General features: G+C 70.7%; 9 protein-coding genes. 3 read left to right on the forward strand and 6 right to left on the reverse strand.

The genetic code is table 11. From position 1 onward, the window contains the following. Positions 1-86: 86 nt before the first annotated feature. Positions 87-6,830 carry a type I polyketide synthase gene (locus S1361_RS37215; protein WP_208036211.1) on the reverse strand — a complete coding sequence of 2,248 codons (6,744 nt, stop codon included), beginning with the start codon at positions 6,828-6,830 and terminating at the stop codon, positions 87-89. A gap of 47 nt (positions 6,831-6,877) precedes the next feature. Then, a complete protein-coding gene (locus tag S1361_RS37220; protein ID WP_208036212.1) occupies positions 6,878-8,608 on the reverse strand; it encodes a fatty acyl-AMP ligase in 1,731 nt (576 codons plus the stop codon). A 216-nt stretch (positions 8,609-8,824) separates the two neighbouring features. Between S1361_RS37220 and S1361_RS37225 the strand changes: the two genes are divergently transcribed. Continuing rightward, positions 8,825-10,276, forward strand: coding sequence for an MFS transporter (locus S1361_RS37225; RefSeq protein WP_208036213.1), 1,452 nt, complete (start codon positions 8,825-8,827; stop codon positions 10,274-10,276). A gap of 292 nt (positions 10,277-10,568) precedes the next feature. Continuing rightward, positions 10,569-11,396: an alpha/beta hydrolase gene (locus S1361_RS37230; RefSeq protein WP_208036214.1), complete on the forward strand. Its 828-nt coding sequence runs from the start codon at positions 10,569-10,571 to the stop codon at positions 11,394-11,396. Here the strand turns inward: S1361_RS37230 and S1361_RS37235 are convergent. The 4 genes from S1361_RS37235 to S1361_RS37250 all read right to left on the reverse strand — a co-directional run bounded on the left by S1361_RS37235 (position 11,386) and on the right by S1361_RS37250 (position 16,940). Continuing rightward, entirely contained in the window at positions 11,386-12,636 is a 1,251-nt protein-coding gene (locus S1361_RS37235) for a glycosyltransferase (RefSeq protein WP_208036215.1), read from the reverse strand. The genes S1361_RS37230 and S1361_RS37235 overlap by 11 nt on opposite strands. Positions 12,637-13,096: 460 nt before the next feature. Then, the gene (locus tag S1361_RS37240; RefSeq protein WP_208036216.1) at positions 13,097-13,534 is read right to left on the reverse strand and encodes an ASCH domain-containing protein; all 438 of its coding nucleotides are present in this window, start codon (positions 13,532-13,534) and stop codon (positions 13,097-13,099) included. A 205-nt stretch (positions 13,535-13,739) separates the two neighbouring features. Continuing rightward, positions 13,740-14,711 (reverse strand): endonuclease/exonuclease/phosphatase family protein, encoded by a 972-nt coding sequence (locus S1361_RS37245; RefSeq protein WP_208036217.1) that lies wholly within the window; start codon positions 14,709-14,711, stop codon positions 13,740-13,742. A gap of 534 nt (positions 14,712-15,245) precedes the next feature. Beyond that, positions 15,246-16,940, reverse strand: coding sequence for a hypothetical protein (locus S1361_RS37250; RefSeq protein ID WP_208036953.1), 1,695 nt, complete (start codon positions 16,938-16,940; stop codon positions 15,246-15,248). Positions 16,941-17,554: 614 nt separating this feature from the next. Between S1361_RS37250 and S1361_RS37255 the strand changes: the two genes are divergently transcribed. After that, on the forward strand, positions 17,555-18,376 hold the full coding sequence (locus S1361_RS37255) for a MerR family transcriptional regulator (RefSeq protein WP_208036218.1): 822 nt from the start codon (positions 17,555-17,557) through the stop codon (positions 18,374-18,376). Positions 18,377-18,379: the final 3 nt, after the last annotated feature.

The following is an 18,379-nucleotide window of genomic DNA, read 5'->3' on the forward strand; positions in this document are numbered from 1 at the left end:
TCTGCCTCCACAACCCTGAACTGCCCCCCACACCATGCCCGGTACCCCATCGCCCACGCCGTGTCGCCGGTGCGCGTGCTCCGCCGTCACGCTCCGAAGGAGTGCCCGAGATGGTCGGCGATCGTGGTGACGTGGGGCGGGTCGATGAGGGAGAGGTGGTCGCCGTCGACGGGCACCACTTCGAGGCTCGGACACAACAGCGCCCAGCCGAGGTCGGCTTCCGTCCTCAGATAGCGCGGGTCGAGCGCGGTGATGAGGTGGTTGGCCTGCCGTGCACGGTAGAGCACCACGCGGCCGTGGTAGGGGCGGGGCCGGTAGCGCTCGCCGACCAGGGCGTCGATGTAGGACGTCCGCTGGTGCTCCATGATCCCCGGGCTCATGTCCAGGCCGGACTCGGCGACCAGGCGCATCACGACGTCGATCTGCTCCTCCGCGGGGGTGACCGCCAACTCCTCGTAGGGGAGTTCCACGCGGTGGCCGTAGGTCTTCGAGATGTACTCGGCGAAGCGGCCGAAGCGTTCGAGCAGCACCTGGGACGAGTCCACGTCCGGCAGGGGCGTCGGCAGGAGGGTGTCGATGAGACCGAGGAAGTCGATGGTGTCCCCGGCGTCCGTCAGCTGCTGTGCCGTCTCGTAGGCGAGGAAACCACCGAAGGACCAGCCCAGGAGCCGATAGGGGCCCTGCGGCTGGAGTTTCTTGATCAGAGTGATGTAGTGGGCGGCCTTCTCCTCCATGGTGCCGAGGGCGTCCAGCCGTTCCATCCCGTACACGGCTTGGTCCGAGGGCAGGAGTTGGGTCAGCGGCTGGTAGACGGACGTGGGGCCGCCGCCCGGGTGGAAGGTGAACAGCGGAAGCGTGGGGGAGCCTGCTCGGTGCGGACGCAGGACGTTCACCACCTGCTCGCCGGCCGGGTTGACGGCCGGGCGGATCAGTTCCGCGATGGCGGCGACGGTGCGTTGTTCGAGTACGGCGGAGGCGGTGAGGTCCAGCCGGACGCCGCCCAGACGGTGGCGGACGGTGCCGACGAGCTCTTCGGCCGCGCGCTGGTCGCCGCCGGCCGCGACGAAGTCGGCGCGGACGTCGGTGGGGGGCTGCCGCAGGACCTCCGCCCAGGCGCCAGCCACCAGGCGCTCGGCGGCATCGCGCGGCTGGATGGTGGACGGGAGCGTGCCGGAGGGTGTGCCGGGTGGCGTGGTCCGGCCGGCCGCGTCGGCCTCGGCTGTGTCGGCTTCGGCTTCGGCTTCGGCTTCGGTTGTCTCGGCTGCGTCGAGCCGTCCCTGCGGTGCGGCAGTGTCGGCCGCCTCCCGTCGGAGTCCGAGTGCTCGCAGGACGGCGTCGCCGACGTCGCGGAGCGTGGCGCCGCGCAGCATGAGGTCCGGGGGCAGGTCGACGGCGAAGTCCTGCTGGACGGCATTGCGGATGCGCACCGCCATCAGCGAGTCCAGGCCGAGCCGCGGCAACGGCACGGCTTCGTCGAGGCTCGATGCGCCGAAGCCCATGATGGCGGCGGCACGGCCGGCCAGGCGCTGGAGCACCTTGTCCGCCGCTGCGGCACCGAGCGAGTCGATGCCGGCCGGGCCCCTCCAGTCGTCCGGGGACAGGTCGGCGGTTCGGAGGCTGTGCGAGAAGAAGGGAATGCCCGAAAAGCCGGGGAAGGCCTCCAAAAGGCGCGGGGCATCCAGATGGACGACGCCGGTGTGCGTGCGGTTGTGGGCGACGAGTGTCTGCAGGGCGTCCAGTCCCTCCTCCACGGTGAGGAAGTCCAGGGCCAGCCCACGATGGTCGGCGACGGCGCCGGCGTCACGCCAGGGCCCCCAGGCGATGGACGTGGCGGGCTGGCCCTCCGCCCTGCGGCGCTGCGCCATCGCGTCCAGCCAGGCGTTGGCGGACGCGTGTGCGGTCTGCCCGGGCGAGCCGAGCAGGGCCGCCGCCGAACTGTAGAACACCCACCAGTCGATGTCGTGGTCGGTCAGGGCGGCCTCGAGGTTGAGGGCACCGACGACCTTGGGCCGCAGCACGGTGTCGAGATCGGTGGTCTCCAGGTCGGTGATCATGCGGTCGTGAAGCACGCCCGCGCAGTGGGCGACTCCACGCAAGATGTGTCCCTCGCTGACCGCAGCCAGCACCAGGCGCTCGGCGACGCCGGGGTCGGCGATGTCTCCTTGCACCACGGCGACGGAGGTTCCGCGGGCGACGAGCCGGGTGATGACCGCCTCGGTTTCAGGGGCGGGGGGCCGCCTGCCGTTGAGCACGAGGCGGCCGGCCCCCTGCTCGGCGAGACGGCGAGCCGTTTCGAGGCCGAGACCGCCGAGGCCACCGGTGACGACGTAGGCGCCGTTGCGGCGGACGAACGGTGCCTCGTACTGCTGCCCGGACAGGTCGGCGGAGGTGAGACGGGCGACGAGACGGGTTCCGGCCCTCCAGACGACCTCGTCCTCGGTGCTGTCGCCGAGCAGTTCCTGCACGAGGTTGTCGACGGCTTCCGGGTGGGCGTCGATGTCGAGCAGGCAGGCCCGCAGAGCGGGCTCCTCGATGGCGAGGGTGCGCACCAGGCCACGCAGGCAGGCCAGGTCCGGCCGGCCGGGTTCGCCGGGCGCCGCGCAGCGGGAACGCTCGGTCACCAGCCACAGCCGGGGCGGCTGCACTCCACTGGGGCGGGAGGCGAGGCGACGCGCGACCTGTGCGGCGGTGTGCAGAGCCGTCAGGTCGTGCGTTCCGGCCGGGCGGGTGAGCAGCAGCACGACCGCCCTCGGCTCCTCCGGCGCGGTCCTTTGCAGCCAGTCGCCGAGCGGCTGCCCGGCGTCGGGCCCCACGACGGCCTCGGTGGTGGCGGACACGTTCCGCGCCTCCAGCGCCGCGCCGAGGGCGGTGGCCAGGGTGCCGTCCGTGCCGGCTGCCGGCTCGTCGACGAGGAGCAGGGCGCTGCCGAGCCGGCCGGGAAGCGGAACGGGCGACTTCTGCCACTCGATCTCGTAGGTGAGTGCTTCCAGGGGTTTGGGGACGTCGTAGCGCGAGGCCGGACCGAACTGCAGGCCTGTCGCAGTGATCCTCGACGGTTCAGTGCCGGCCACGACTGTCCAGCCCGGTCCCTGATCACCGCTTTCGGGAAAGGCTTGCACCGTGTAGGACGTGCCGACGTCGGTGAGGTTTTCGAGCCGCAGACTCCGCACGAGGGCGGGGACGTTCTCGGTGCGGGAGTCGTCGGAGGTGGCGTCGCTCGCCGAGGTGACCGCGCCGCTCTCGGCGGGCGCGTACAGCAGGGCGGTGAGGAGTTCCTCGTACGAGCGCGGGCGTGATTCCTCCGGTGTGGCGGGGCTCCAGTGCGTCACGACGGCGGGTGGGGTGTCGGGCGTCGCGTCCTTGAACGGCCCGAGGTCGGTGTGCATCCGTGCCGATGCGTAGCAGTGCCAGGTGCCGTCCGCGGACCGGGCGTTGACCGCCACGGCCGCGTGGGAATCCATGGGCTCCCAGGTGAGGGTGACGGGCGTACTGCTGGCGAGCGGCAGCCACCGGTGAACGGCGAGCTCCTCGATGTGCAGGCCGTCGGTGCAGTCCCGCCCGTGGATGTCCTGCGCCGCCGTGATCATGAGTGCGGCGGCTGCGGGCAGGTCCAGGACGAGCCGGCCGTGGAGCTGGCGTCCGGCGGCCCGTGCGTGGCCGGTGCCCAGGTCCGTCTGCCACAGGACGGCGCCCGAGCGGGGATCGTCGATACGACGGCCCAGCGCGGTGCGCGACGCACCACCACCGGTCGCCGGGCCGCGGTGGCCGAACCAGTGGCGCTCGTGGCGCCAGACGGGGCTGGGCAGCGGGATCCGCCTGCCCCGGGGCCACAGGCGGTTCTCCTCCACCGGTGCCCCGGCGAGGTGCAGCCGGGTCAGTGCCGTGCGCAGGTCGACCGCTTCGTCACCCTGCTTGCGCAGTGTGGGGATGGCGAGGGCCGCGGAGGCGTTCACCACCGTCTGCAGGGTTTCGCCCAGGGGGATGTGGGCGATCGGGTGGGGCGAGACCTCCAGGAAGATCGCGTGGCCGTCGGCCGCCGCGGCGGCGACCGCCTGGTGCAGGCGTACGGGACGGCGCAGATTGGCGCACCAGTACGCGGCGTCCGCGGTCACGCCGGCTCGGGGGTCGTCGAGCACGGTGCTGTACCAGGCGATGCCGGCCGGACGCGGCCCCAGCCCGTCCAGGCTCTGCCGAACCCGGGGCAGGAGGCGGTCGACCGCCGGGGAATGCGCCGCTGCCCCGATGTCCAGGAGCCGCGCGAAACGGCCGTCGGCGGAGAGTGTGTCGACCAGCTGCCGCACGGTGTGTGCGGGTCCGGCGACCGTGCACCGGCGCGGGGAGGAGTCCACGGCGATCTCCACGCCGGGGAAGCGCGACAGAACCTCCGCGCGGTCCTCGTCGGCCAGCTCCACGGCGGCCATCGCGCCGGTGGCTTCGGTGTCCAGGGTGGCCAGTGCCGCCGACCGGCTGAGGACGACGTGCAGGCCGTCGGCGGGGTCGAGGGCTCCGGCGATGACGGCGGCGCTGACTTCTCCCATCGAGTGGCCGATGACGGCGGCCGGGTGCACACCGTAGGCCTGCAGGGTGCGGGCCAGGGCGATGTGCATGCCGAACAGCGCGGGCTGGAGGTACTCGAAGCCGCTTCCTGGGTCGAGCCGGCTGAACATGTCCCGCAGCGGGACGCCGGCCTGTTCCCGGTAGGCGCCATCCAGTTCGTCCACTGCGGCGGCGAAGAAGGGGTCGTCCTGGAGCAGGCGCAGCCCCATGCCCTGCCACTGCGAGCCGTGGCCGGAGAAGACGAAGACGGGCCGGTGGGAGCCCGAGGAGCGGCCGGCGTGGTTGTCGGTGCAGGGCGGCAGGAGGCCGGGGACCTCCTCGTCCCTGGCCAGGGCGGCAAGCCGGTCGGCCGCCTCCTGGTGGGTGCGTGCGACGACGGCGGCACACGCCGGGCCCCTGCGGTGCCGGGCCAGGGTGTGCGTGAGGTCTTTCAGCGGCGGCGGGTCGTCGACCGCCAACCGGCGGGCCAGGGCGGTCGCGACGTCGCCGATGCGCTGCGGGGAGCGGGCGGAGACGACGAGTGCGTGCGGGCCTTCCGCTCGGGTGTCGCCGCTTGCGGGCAGGTCGTCGGCGGGTGGGCTCGCGGGTGCGTCTTCGAGGACGACGTGCGCATTGGTGCCACCGAAGCCGAACGCCGAGACGCCGGCCCGTGGCGGGCGGCCTCGCCGGGGCCAGTCAGTGGGCTCCGTGACGACGCACAGGCCCAGCGCGCGGAAGTCGATGTGCGGGTTGGGCGTGTGGAAGTGCAGGCTGTGCGGGATGCGCCGATGGTGCAGTGCCAGTACCGTCTTGATCAGTCCGACGATGCCCGCGGCGCCTTCCAGGTGACCCAGGTTGCTCTTCACGGAACCGATCAGCAGGGGCTGGTCGGCCGGTCTGCCCTGACCCAGGACGGCCCCCAGGGAGGCTGCCTCCATGGGGTCTCCCAGCAGTGTCCCGGTGCCGTGTGCCTCGACGTAGTCGATGTCGGTCGCGTCGAGCTGCGCGTTGCCGAGCGCACTGCGCAACAGCCGTTCCTGGGCGGCGGGGTTGGGAGCCATCAGACCTGCCGAGCGGCCGTCGGAGTTGACGGCTGTGCCTTTGATGACGGCCAGGATCCGGTCGCCGTCGCGCTGGGCGTCGGCCAGTCGTTTCAGTACCACGACGCCACAGCCCTCGCCCCGGGCGATGCCGTTCGCCAACGCGTCGAACGGCTTGCAGCGTCCGTCCGCGGAGAGCGCCCCCATCTGCCCCATCGACGCCGTGACCACCGGTGAGAGCAGCACGTTGACGCCCGCCGCCAGCGCGGTGTCGCACTCGCCGCTGCCCAGGCTCCGGCAGGCCTGGTGCACCGCCACCAACGACGAGGAGCAGGCCGTGTCGATGGTCAGGCTCGGACCGTGCAGGTCGAACACGTAGGACAGCCGGTTGGCGATGATGCTGCCGGCGGCCCCGGTACTGGTCCACGGGGTCAGGCGTGCGGGGTCCGCGGTGGTCAGCTGGCCGTATTCCACCGCGCTGATGCCGACGAACACCCCGGTGTCGCTGCCTTCGAGGCTGTAGGCGGGGCGTCCGGCATGGTCCAGCGCTTCCGAGGCGACTTCCAGCAGCAGGCGTTGCTGGGGGTCCATCACGTCGGCTTCGCGCGGGGTGATGCCGAAGTGGCCGGCGTCGAAGGCCTCGACGTCGTCGAGGAAGGCCCCGTGGCGGATGGCCTGTTCCGCCGGCGCGCCGGTGGCGGTGGCGAAGTACCGCCGGCGTCTGCCGGGGACGTGACCGACGAGGTCGCTGCCCGACAGGAGACGCTTGAAGAACCCCTCGGGTCCGTTGACACCACCAGGAAGGCGGCAGCCGATGCCGATCACGGCGATGGGGCACACGCCCGGGACCGGTCCGTCGCGGTCCGCGCCGGTGGTGGAGGCAGCGGTGACGTGTGCGTCGCCGTCTGCGCCGGTGGTGGAGGCAGGGGTCTCCTGCGCGCCGTGGGGCGCGGCGTGCTCCCGGCGTTCCGGCCGGGCCTCGGACGCGCGCTGCGGAGTCCCGCTCAGGTGCCGCACGAGTCGTTCGACGGTCGGCTGCTCCCACAGCAGGGTGGCCGACAGGGGCCGGCCCAGTGCGCGCTCCAGACGTCCGGTCAGGCCGACGGCGGCACGGGAACCGAGACCGTACTCCATCAGGGGGCGGCCGTCGTCGAGTTCTTCCGCAGCGATGCCGCAGGCCTCGGCGATGAGCGTGCGCAACGTTGCCCGAACTTCGTCGGCGCCGCCCGGGGCCGATTCCCTCTCTGGTTCCATCTGCCTCTCCCTGCCTGCACCCTGAGAGGGTGCCGTCCGGCGGCGTTTCAGGTTCTGGCGTCCGTGGTCCAGGCGCCGGCCAGGTACTGCTCACGGCACGCCCCGCGGGCGACCTTGCCGCTGGTCGTGTGCGGCACGCTGCCGGGCGGCACCAGTACGAAGTCGTGGACAGCGACGCCGTGCCGGCCGCTGACCGCGGCTCGCACCGCGTCCGCCACCTCCTGCCGGCTGATGTCGCCGGCGCTCGCGTCACGGCGGTGCTCGGCCACGACGACGAGACGTTCGCCGTCGCCGCCGGCCACGGCGAAGGCGGCGATGTGGTGCGGGCGGATGACCGGATGGGCGCCCTGGACCGTTTCTTCGATGTCGTGCGGGTAGTGGTTGGTCCCGTCGATGATCACCAGGTCCTTCAACCGGCCGGTCACGTACAGCTGCTTCTCGTGCCACACACCGAGGTCTCCGGTACGCAGCCAGGGGCCGCCCTCCTCCTCGCCGTGGAGAACCGCGCGGAAGGTGGCCTCGCTCTGCTCCGGGCGGCCGAAGTAGCCCCGTCCGGTGTTGGGGCCGCGCACCCAGATCTCGCCGATGTGACCGTCTTCTCTGCGCCGGCACGTCGCCGGGTCGACGATCGCGACTTCCTGGCCGGTCGGCCGGCCGCATGCCACCAGTTCCACCGCCGCTGCCTCGTCGTCCATCTCCACGGGGCTGGCCACGCCCTGGCCGAGAGCCTCGCGGTCGACGGCGATGACCGTCGGTTCCTCGCCCGCGGGTGACGCGGACACGAACACGGTGGCCTCGGCCAGCCCGTAGGAGGGGCGCATGATCGTACGGAGCATGCCGGCCGGGGAGAAGGCGCTCTGGAACCGTTCGAGGGTGCCGGGTGCGATGGGTTCGCTACCGTTGACCATGGCAGCGACCGAGCCCAGCGACAGCCCGGCGCGCTCGTCGGCATCCACCTGCCGGACACAGTACTCGTAGGCGAAGTTGGGCGCGGCGGTCAGGGCCCCGGTGTGCCGGCTGAGCAGGCGCAGCCAGCGCACCGGTTGCTGGATGAAGGCCAACGGGTCCATGAGGACCGAGGCGACGTTGCCGATGACCGGCAGCGCGATCGCCAGCACGAGACCCATGTCGTGGTAGAGCGGCAGCCACCCGACGGTGCAGTTGCGGCCTCGGCGGATGTCGTAGGCCTCAAGGGCCTGGCGGGCGTTGGCGCACACGTTGGCATGCGTGATCTCCACACCGGACGGAATGCGGGTGGAGCCCGAGGTGTACTGCAGGTACGCCACGTCGTCGGGTTTCGGCGCGCTGAACCCGGCTTGCGCGTGTGCCGCCTCCTCGCCCAGCTCCCGCTCGGTGACGACGCGGCGGCAGGAGGCGAGACCGTGCTGCGCGCAGAAGTCCGCGAGCAGCCGGCTCTGGGCTTCCACGGTGAGCAGCACCGTGGGGGCGGCGTCCCGGAGGACCGCGGCCAGCTTCTCACTGTGCCCGGGCAGGGACGGAGGGAACAGAGGGACCGCGATCGCTCCGGAGCAGGCGGCGCCGAGGAAGCCCACCACGTATTCGAGACCCTGGGGCGCCACGATGGCCACCCTCTCGCCCTCCGCGACCAGCCGACGCAATCCCGTCGCGACGGTACGGACCCGCTCCTGAAGCTGCCGCCAGGTCAGCGAGGACACCGTTCCTTCGACGTGTGCGCTGTAGTCGACGAACGTGAAGGCCGTGTCCTGCGGTGTGAGAGCGGCGAAGTGGGCGAGATGGTGGCTGAGCGTATCCGTCACCGATGATGACACTGGCTCACCGAACCTTCTTTTTCAGCGTGCGGAAGCGGAACCTTCGGCAGGGGCCAGGAAAACACGCGGCAGTCGTCGTCCTGTGTCGACACGCCAATACCACAGGTCGCGCTCACACCTCGTGGACCAAGGAAGGCTTAGTGTTCGCGGCATACGGATACCGGTGAACGCCGTACACAAGGACGGGAGGGCGGTGCTGGCTTCGTGCTGAGTCGGCTGCGTCTGTGGAGCGTCATTACGGCCGTGATCTGCTGCACTTTCCTCACGGCTTTGGACAACACCGTGGTGAATATCGCGCTGCCTCAGATCCGCGCCCAACTGGATCTGACGGAGACCGATCTGAAGTGGGTCGGTACGGCGTACCCGTTGACGCTGGCCGGCTCTCTCCTGGGGGCAGGTTGGCTGACGGACACCAAAGGGCGGCGCTGGGCCCTGCTCACCGGAGTGGCGGTGTTCACCACGTCGTCGGTGTGCTGTGCACTGTCGGCGACCGGAGCGACGCTCGTCCTCTTCAGAGGCCTGCAGGGCACCGGGGCGGCCTTCGTCCTGCCGGCGTCCTTGGCGTTGACGGCGCAGGACCTGCCGCCCAGGGTGCGCACCGCCGCGTACGGTGCGACGACCGCCGCAGCGGCCTGCGCGCTGGCTTTCGGGCCGGTGCTCTCCGGCGTGGTGACAGAGCACCTGGGGTGGGAATGGCTCTTCCTCATGAACGCTCCGCTGGGCGTGTGCGCTTTCATTGTCGGAGCCATGGCCGTTCCCGGACCGTCCGGCCGCCGGAACCGTCCCGGCAGCGGGACCGCGGTACCCGTACCGAACCACCAGATCGCCTTGGCGTGCATCGGTCTTTCCTGCTTCGTCTACTGCCTGATCCAGGGACCCGCTTACGGATTCACCGGCGTCCCCGTAATCCTGTGCGGGGTGGTGGCGACGGCGAGCGTGGTCGCATTGTGCCGCGGCGGACTCGGCCGCCATCCGGCTCTGGGAGAGCTACTGCGGCAGCGACCCTACAGCGGCGGGCTTGTCACCCAGCTCCTGTGGGGCCTGGGAGTGAGCGGTGTCTATTTCTACACCTGTCAGTTTCTGCAGAGCGGTTTACGGCTGAGCCCCGTACAGGCGGGTCTGGCCTTCACCCCCGTGTTCTCGGCGCTCTTGTGCACCGCCCCGTTCGTCACCGCCATGGCCAGGCGGTGGGGGGAGGCCCGTGTCTGTGCGACGGGCCTGCTCCTGGTCGCCCTGGGGCTGCTGTTGGTCGCGCTGGGCAGTGAGCGCGGCGGGCTGGCCGATCTGATTCCGGGCCTGACGGCCGTCGGCGCGGGCTCTTCCCTTGCCATCCCCCTGACCACACGGGCGCTGGCATCCGCCCCCGGCCACCTCTCCGGCTTCGCGGCCGGCCTCTTCACCGCCACACGCGAGTTGTCCGGCGTGTTCGGCATCGTGCTCGTGGGCGCCGTGGTGACGTTCGTGCAGCGCCTGTGCGTGTCCCGGCAGTTCTCCGGCACCGAAGCCTCGCTGGCCGGGTACCAGGCCGGGCTCTGCATCGCGGCGGCACTCGTCGGCGTGGGGGCCCCGGTCGCCGTATGGGCCCTGCGCCGCCCTCAGGTGGACGGGTCGCCGCACGTAGCGCAGAAACCGCCGCCGAACGAGTCAATTTTATGATGGTCTGCAAAATGGCATACCGGACTTGACGTCATGTCATGCGACGCTGCCACTGGGTCTCCGCAGTAAGGGGAATGCCCGTCCAACTCTCCAAGGCGGTCCTCAGCGCATGCCATACGACTTCAGAAAGAGCCTCGGCCGAGCGAAGCTGGTAAGCTATTCCGTCCTCGGATCACTGATCCTCGTCACGGTGCCGTTCGTTGCCGGGCCGACCGCGTCCGCCTCCGGTCGTCGGCCGGCCCCGGAGGGCAGCGGCGCCCGGGTCACGGCCGTGAAGAGACTTGATGCCCGGATGCAGGATCTCACCGTGTGGTCACCGGCCATGGACCGCACGGTGCCCGTCCGTGTCATCTTTCCCAAGAGCTGGTACCGCGAGCCGAGACGGAGCTACCCCACGCTCTACATGCTCCACGGCGGGGAGGACGACTACACCTCGTGGACCCGCGAGACGGACGTCGAGGACCTGGCGAACGACGCCGAAGCGCTGATCGTGATGCCTGACGGAGGCAAGGACGGCCAGTATTCCGACTGGTACGTCGGGCAGCCGCGCTGGGAGACCTTTCACACCGAGGAACTGCCCCGTCTCCTGCAACGGAGGTTCCGAGCGAACGCCACGCGGGGAGTCGTCGGTCTCTCCATGGGCGGACTCGGTGCGCTCGACTATGCGGGCCGGCACCCGGGCATGTTCCGCTACGTGGCAAGCTTCAGCGGAATCGTCGATCTCGACGACCCGGTGATCCGCACCTTCCTCCGGGTCTACGACGCTCTCCACGGCAACAAGCTGATCAGTGCCTGGGGTGACCCGGCAGAACATCCTGACATCTGGCGGTCGCACAACCCGTCCGCCATGGTGACCGCCTACCGCGGCACGAAGGTCCACCTGTGCGTCGGGACCGGCGATCTGGGCCCTCTGGACGCGGGCCGAGACGCCGACGCGGCCCTGGTGTCGACGTGGGAAGGCATTTTCACACCGAGCCAGGAACGGTTCGCGGAGGCACTGCGCACCGCAGGTGTGGACGTCACGACCCACGTCTACAATCCCGGGACGCACTCCTGGCCCTACTGGAAACGCGAACTGCACCTCATCTGGCCCTCGGTGATGAACGAACTCAGACGCTAGAGGGTGCGAGCCGGTCCAGAACCCGACAGGCCTCTGCCACACCGTCCTCGGCATGCAGCGCCCGGCTCAGCCGGCGGGCAGCCTCGGTGTACTCGCTGTTCCGGACCACGGCGCGCAGCCGTTCGGCAAGGACCGGGACCGTGAGGTGCCGGGCCGGAAGCGGCTTCGGGCCCGCGCCCAGACGGTGTACCCGCTCCGCCCAGTAGGGCTGGTCTCCGAAGAAGGGGCAGACCAGGGAGGGCACTCCGGCCCGCAGCGCCGCGGCGGTGGTGCCCGCGCCGCCGTGATGCACCACCGCCGCCATGCGCGGGAACAGCCAGCCGTGGGGGACGTCGTCGACCACGAGGACATCGTCGTCGCTGGTCGCAGAGTCTCCTGTCAGCACACCGCGCAGACCGGCGCGCCGGAGCGCCGCCCGTACGACGCGGCCGGTCACCCCGTCGTCACTGCTGCTCATGCTGCCGAAGCCCACGTAGACGGGCGGCGGCCCGCTCTCCAGGAAGGCGAGGAGGTCCGGCGACGGCGTCCAGGACGGCTCCTCGTGGAACCAGTAACCGGTGAGATGGACACTCGATCCCCAGTCGCCGGGGCGGGGTACGACGGCGGGGCTGAACGCACACAGCACGGGAGTGCCAGGTGCGTGGCGAAAGGGGTCGAGAGGGGACATGGCGGGAAGCCCGAGCTGCTCGCGCCGCCACGTGTTGACCGCTGGACGCGACACCAGCCAGAAGGCCAGATCGACCGCGTAGAAACTCAGACGGTTACCGACCGCGCCCAGGAAGCGCGCGGCGGGAAGGAAGGGGTGCGGGAACGCCCCGGAGGGCTGGCTCGGCTGGAAGTGGATGACCGCGTACGGGACCTCAAGATACTGACTCAGATGGAGGCCGAGAAAACACAGACTGGGAGTGAGGACGAGGTCCGCTCCCTTGGCGCCCGTCTGCACCTCCGAGAGCATGCGGGCGATCAGCGGCCCCAGAATCCGGTGCATTCCGCGAACGAATCTGACCGCGCTGCGTCCACCGGCCAGTAGTTCCTGGCCCTCGGGTGAGGCGATGATCTCGGTGGGATCCAGCGAGAGCGAGTGGAAGTCCAGGCCCGCCTGCGCGATCAGGCCGCGATACCGGTGGCTGGCGATCACCCGTACGGTATCGCCCCGGCGTTTCAGTCCTCGGCCCAGTGCCAGACACGGTTGGACGTCTCCCCGGGACCCTGCGGCGAAGATCACTACGGTCCGGCCCATATCCACCTCGGTATGTCAGCGGCAAAGCGCCACAGGATTACACCGCAACGGCGCCGCCGTACCGCCAATCCTGGCTCCCCGCGTGTCGTTCGACCGCGGCCGCGTCTGGGCCGTCTGTTTCATCGGCCCTTTCCGCGGAGGCGGCTTCGGGAACATGGTCCTCGGCCGGTGGGGGTCGGGGACGCCCTAGTGAGAGCCGGCCGGGTGAGGGCGATGGCCCAACACCCGCGTTCGGCCGTGACCACGACGTCCGGCGTCCGCGCTCAGACTGGCGGACCGGCGAGCCGGGGGGGGGGGGGGGAACCGGCCGGAGATGGCCGTACCCGGCCGGCAGCAGCAATCACGCCGGCGGTACGGCTGGTGGCAGCCGCCGACGGACGGCCGGGAGCAACTGCCGGTCCGGCACCGCAGGGTCTGCCCGGTTGAGCGTGCCGGACCCTCGTCAGATCGTGGGACGGCCTCACTGACCACCGGAGTCGTCGGGCTCCACCACGCGGAAGCGTTGTGCGACGACGAGTGTGTCGTCATCGATGACGGGGGTGTGCCCCAGGTACTCGCTCACGCCGGCGCTGCGGAAGAATTCTTCGTGGGCTGCCCGCCACTCGGCCACGTCCCTGTAACCGCGTCCCTCGGCCCGCGCGAAGTCGTCGTCGATCTCCTTCATGGGAACGATGCGCACGTCGACGAGTTCGATGGTGACGGCCGGGCTGTTTTCGGAATCAAGCACCGAGTACCGCTGACCGGTCACCGGTACTGCTTCTCCCGCGTGCTCGTAGATCTCCAGCAGGCCCGTGAGGGCGGTCTTGCGACCGCTCAGGATCGCCGCCACGCCACGGTCGCGTTCCGGGCCCGGGAAGGCGAGTTCGAGGGCCGGAAGAGTGTCGTCGTCATGCCCCATTGAGCGAGGCTACGAAGCCCGGCCGCGTTGATCAAGGGCTACCGCTGTGTTGGCTCCCCGACACGGGGCTGTGCACGTGCGGCCGACGGCCGTCATCCGCGGGCTTCCGAGGAACCGCCGGGAGCCCGGGGCTGTCCGGGGTCGTCCTTGGAGGCCGTGCCTTCCTCGTGAACGGCTGGTCGCTCGGGCACGGGTACGGCTGCTGTCATGCCGTGGTCTGCAGCAGGTCCAGGTTCAGGTCGAAGACGACGGGGCAGTGGTCCGATGCCTTCGGCTTGTTCGGTCCCACCCCGGGGAAGCGGGGGCCGGTGTACTTCACGGCGCGCAGCGGCATCCCTTTGCGGAGGATCTCGGGCAGCACCTCGGGGGCCGCGCGGGCCAGTGACGCCGAGGGCAGGAGGTAGTCCAGTTGCCGGTATTCCTCGCCGCCGTCCCAGTAGTGCGTCCACTGCTCGTCCTGGGGCAGGCGGGCCACCACGTTCTCGACCTGGTCCCAGGTGACGATCCGGTCGATGCCCGAGCCACCGTCGCCGTCGGGGTCCAGATAGTCGTTCAGATCGCCCAGGACCACGAACGGGTGCTCTCCCGGCGCCTGTTGCCCGAAGCGGTCGGTGACGATGTCCAGCACCTTCTGGGCCTGCCGCTCGCGTTTGCCCCGGGTCTGGGCGCGTCCGCCGCGCATGGACTTGAAGTGGTTGACGAAGAGGGTGACCACGGTCGTCCCGCCCTGCCCCGTCTCAAGGCCGACCTCGATGTCGACCTCGAGGCAGTCACGGGAGAACAGCGGCTCGGTCGGGCTCGCGGGATCCATCAGGTGCTGGTGGGAGCGGATCCGTGTGATCGGCAGCTTGGAGAGCACGGCGACATCGATCAGCCGCGGGTCGTTGCCGTCCACTCCGGCGACGTAGGGGTACCGGGAGCGTCCGCCCAGCGCCTGGGCACGGAAATGCTTGAGAGTGTCGACGTTCTCCACCTCTTCGAGGCACAGCACGTCGGCTTCGATCTCGCGCACGGCCGCTCCCGTGATGGCCTTGTCGTCCATGCCGAGTTCCTCGAAACACATCTGGTCGACGATCCAGCCCCGTGAGTTGGCGGTCGCAGGGTCGAGGCCGTCCTTGAACCGCCAGCGGGCGAAGAGGTTCTCGACGTTGAACGTGGCCAGGCGCAGCGTTGTCACGGGTCCTCCCGAGAAGACCGGGACGTCGGGTACGGCCCCGCCGCGAAGGGGGTGCACGGAGGCGGCGGCAGCTGGAAAAGCGTCGGCCCCTCTCGGCCCCCGTTTCCGGTGGCAGGACCGCGCTGACACCAACAGTCTCCTGCCGTCCGTCACACCTGGCAAACGCAGGCAGGACCCGTGCCGGGCGAGGTGCCGCCCGTTTTCATGGACATCGGTGTCGGCTCGGCCCTGACCGGCTGCCTGCCGGCGAGCTGCACAATCGCTGCCGGAACTCGTGGGCGAGGCCATCCGGTGTGATGTCGTCGGCGTCTGGGCGGTGGAAGGGAGGATGCCACAACCTGACCGCCCAGGGCTCCGCTCTGGACGGCCGGTTCTGTCTGATCACCGTGCCGGGGCACTCCGACCGGGTCGACACCGCCGGACCGAGTGCCGAGCAGCGTCGCGCGCAGGAAATCGATGAGCCGGGCCGGCCCGGCCACCGTATCCGCATCCAAGCGGATCGGCGACGGGCTGAAGGGGGGCGGCGTACGACCTTCAGTGCCCCTCCGGGCAGCACCCGCCCTCGACCGCCGGGTGCCCGCCGGTCTGCGACCGGCAGAAGCAGGACGCCTCCACCTCCACGTCCGCCACTGCCGCCGCGAAGGTGAGTTGCTGGGCGATGATCCGCGCCTCCGCTGTCCTGCCCTGGCGAACCAGGCACTCGTGCAGGCCGTGCAGCGCCCAGACGTTGCCCGGGTGCTGCAGTGGACGCGGCAGCGTGTCGTCCAGCCCGAGGTCGGCGCGGTAGACGGCCTCGGCCTGCTCGATCAGGCCCTGCTCGAGGAGCAGCGCACCGTAGGCGTGCCGGGTGGGCTGCATCCACCCCCACGGCTCGTCGTAGGGGAGGGTGTCGTCCAGCTCGATCGCGCGCCGCAGCGCCGCGAACGCCGCCTCGTACCTGCCCTTGCGGTATTCGAGCTCCCCGTCGAGCATCTGCGCGGCGATCGCAAGGATGTCCCGGCAGGTGTTGTTGAACAGCATGCGGGTCTGCGGCACCCGCGCGACGGCCTCTGCGAACAGGCCGCGCTCCCGCTCTGCCTCGCCGACACGGCCGGTGGCCGCCAGCGCGACGCCCCGCGCGTAGTGCAGCATCGCCGTGCTCACGCAGTACAGCTCCTGGTCGGCGGGCAGCGCAAGGCGCAGGATGTCCTGCCAGCGGCCGAAGCGGACGAGGACGTGCACCCGCATCGCCAGGAAGCCCTCCAGCCAGTCGGCCATGGGCGGGCTGGACACCCGCAGTAGCTCCTCGGGCACGGCCGCCTCCAACTGCTGGGCCGCCTCGATCGCGTCCCGGAAGCGGCCCAGGAACATCGCGCCGTAGATCTTGAAGTGGTGGTTGTGGCACCGGTAGAGGGTGTAGAAGTTCATCGCTCCGGTCTGGGCCAGGACTTTCTCGTCGGCTGTGATCGCCGCGTCGTTGTCGCTGACCACCCGCCGGTAGTCGCCGCACAGCACCTCCAGGTGCGAGGGCATGTGCTGCAGATGCCCCGCGTCCGGCACCAGACCGCGCAGCCGGTCGCCGGCCCACAGGGCCGCTTCCGGGGTGGGGGACATCTCCATCAGGTGGATGTACAGATGCAGCAGCCCCGGGTGCCGCAGGCCCGCCCCGGTGCCCATCGCCCGCTCCAGCACCGCCCGGGCCTCCACCGTGCGTGCCCTCGCGGCCGGTGTGCCGGTGCGGATGTCCCACAGCTGCCAGGGCGTGAGGTTCATCAGCGCGTCGGCGTACAGAGCCGCGACGTCCAGATCGTCACCGGCCGACCGCTGCACGGCCTGCATGCGGTCGGCGTAGGCCGCATTCCACACCGGGCAGTCCTCGGCGCTCGGGGCGTGGGCCCGGGGATAGCGGGCCGCCAGCGCACCGATGAGACCCTGCTCGACGGCAGTGGCGCCGGCCGCCTTCGCCTGGGCGCGCCGCACGGCGGCATGCGCCCGCTCCACCGTCCGCCCCAGATCGTGCTCGTCGAAGAACTCCCAGGGCTTGTTGTAGTTCGGGCCCAGCGCGTAGGCCAGGCCCCACTCGGCCATGGCACAGGCGGGATCCGCCGCGGCGGCGGCCTCGAAACAGCGGACGGCCTCCTCGTGGTGGAAGGCGTACGTCCAGTTCAGCCCGCGGTCGAACCACGTCTGCGCCTCCGGCGACGTCGTCGTCACCGGCCGGCTGTGGCTGCCGAGGTCGTAGTAGTGCACCCGGAACTCCTCACCGCTGCCCACCACCCGTCCCGGTGACCTCTCAGGACACGGGGCGGCCCTACCACGACCCTAGCGAAGACAGCACGGATCCCGCCCATTACGGCAGGAAACGCCCAGCAGGGGGGATCATTACGACAGACCCCGCCGAGCGCACGTGCCACGGCGCAACCGCACCCGTCCCGCCCGGCACACTGGCCCCTGGCGCACACTCCCCGGCTCCGACCGGCGTACTTGCCCCGGCGTGTGCTCCCCGGCCCGGCCCGTACATCTTTGTCACCTCTTCATGCGTCGCCCCCCCGGTCGGCGACCCGGCTCTCCCCGCCGGGCCTGGCGCCCACCTCGGGAAGGAACCCACCGTTTGCCCGAACCCCCCGCGTCGCAAGGGAAGTTGACCTGGATGACGTCGGCCCGGCCCACCCGTCGCGTCAGCCCCGTCACCTGCCGCCGGACCACCGCACCCGATCACCTGCCGCCTGGACCACCGCACCGATCACCTGCCGCCAGAGCCCCGAACGGGCGCCACCACAGGCCACCCGGCAGGACCCCACTCTGCCTCCCCCCAGTAGCTTCTTGACCCTCACACCGTGTCAGGCGGTCAACTCGGAGACATCATGTTCACCATCGGAGACTTCGCCCGGCACGGCCGCGTGTCGGTCCGGATGCTGCGCCACTACGACGCCACCGGCCTACTGCGCCCGGCCCACGTCGACCCAGCCAGCGGCTACCGCTACTACACCGCCGCCCAGCTCGCCCGCCTGAACCGGATCATCGCGCTCAAGGACCTCGGATTCACCCTCCGGCAGGTCCGGGACATCGTGGAAGAGAAGGTCGGCGTCGAGGAACTGCGCGGCATGCTGCGGCTGCGACGGGCCGAACTGGAAACCGCCATGGCCGCCGCAGAAGCGCGCCTGGTCCAGGTCGAGGCGAGACTCCGAGCGATCGAGAGTGAGGGGCACATGCCCACCGACGACGTCGTGATCAAGACCGTCCCCACCATTCGGGTGGCCGAGCTGACCGCAACCGCCGACAGTTTCGTGCCCGAGGACATCGGCCCGGTCATCGGGCCGCTCTACGACGAGTTGTTCCGGCGCCTGAGCGTGGCCGGTATCACCCCCACCGGGCCCGGTGTCGCCTCCTACGAGGACTCCCCGGAAGGCGGCGGCAGGATCACCGTCCACGCCGCCGTCCAGGTATCCGCCCCCCTCCAGGACGGCGCCGTCCGCGTCCTGGACATGCCGTCCCTGGAGCAGGCGGCGACCATCGTGCACCGCGGCTCGATGGACGGCGTGCTGCCCACCGCTCAGACCCTGGCCCGCTGGATCGACGCCCACGGCTACCGGTCGACCGGATACCCCCGCGAGATCAACCTGGAATGCCCCGACAACCGCGAGGACTGGGTGACGGAACTGCAGACACCGGTGACCCGCGCCTGACCG

It is taken from the genome of Streptomyces cyanogenus (genome assembly GCF_017526105.1).
Classification (GTDB): domain Bacteria; phylum Actinomycetota; class Actinomycetes; order Streptomycetales; family Streptomycetaceae; genus Streptomyces; species Streptomyces cyanogenus.

Coding starts and splice junctions, on each gene's coding strand:
- S1361_RS37235 (WP_208036215.1), bottom strand. CDS start 12,636: ATGGGCCGGACCGTAGTGATCTTCGCCGCAGGGTCCCGGGGAGACGTC.
- S1361_RS37255 (WP_208036218.1), top strand. CDS start 17,555: ATGTTCACCATCGGAGACTTCGCCCGGCACGGCCGCGTGTCGGTCCGG.
- S1361_RS37240 (WP_208036216.1), bottom strand. CDS start 13,534: ATGGGGCATGACGACGACACTCTTCCGGCCCTCGAACTCGCCTTCCCG.
- S1361_RS37215 (WP_208036211.1), bottom strand. CDS start 6,830: ATGGAACCAGAGAGGGAATCGGCCCCGGGCGGCGCCGACGAAGTTCGG.
- S1361_RS37230 (WP_208036214.1), top strand. CDS start 10,569: ATGCAGGATCTCACCGTGTGGTCACCGGCCATGGACCGCACGGTGCCC.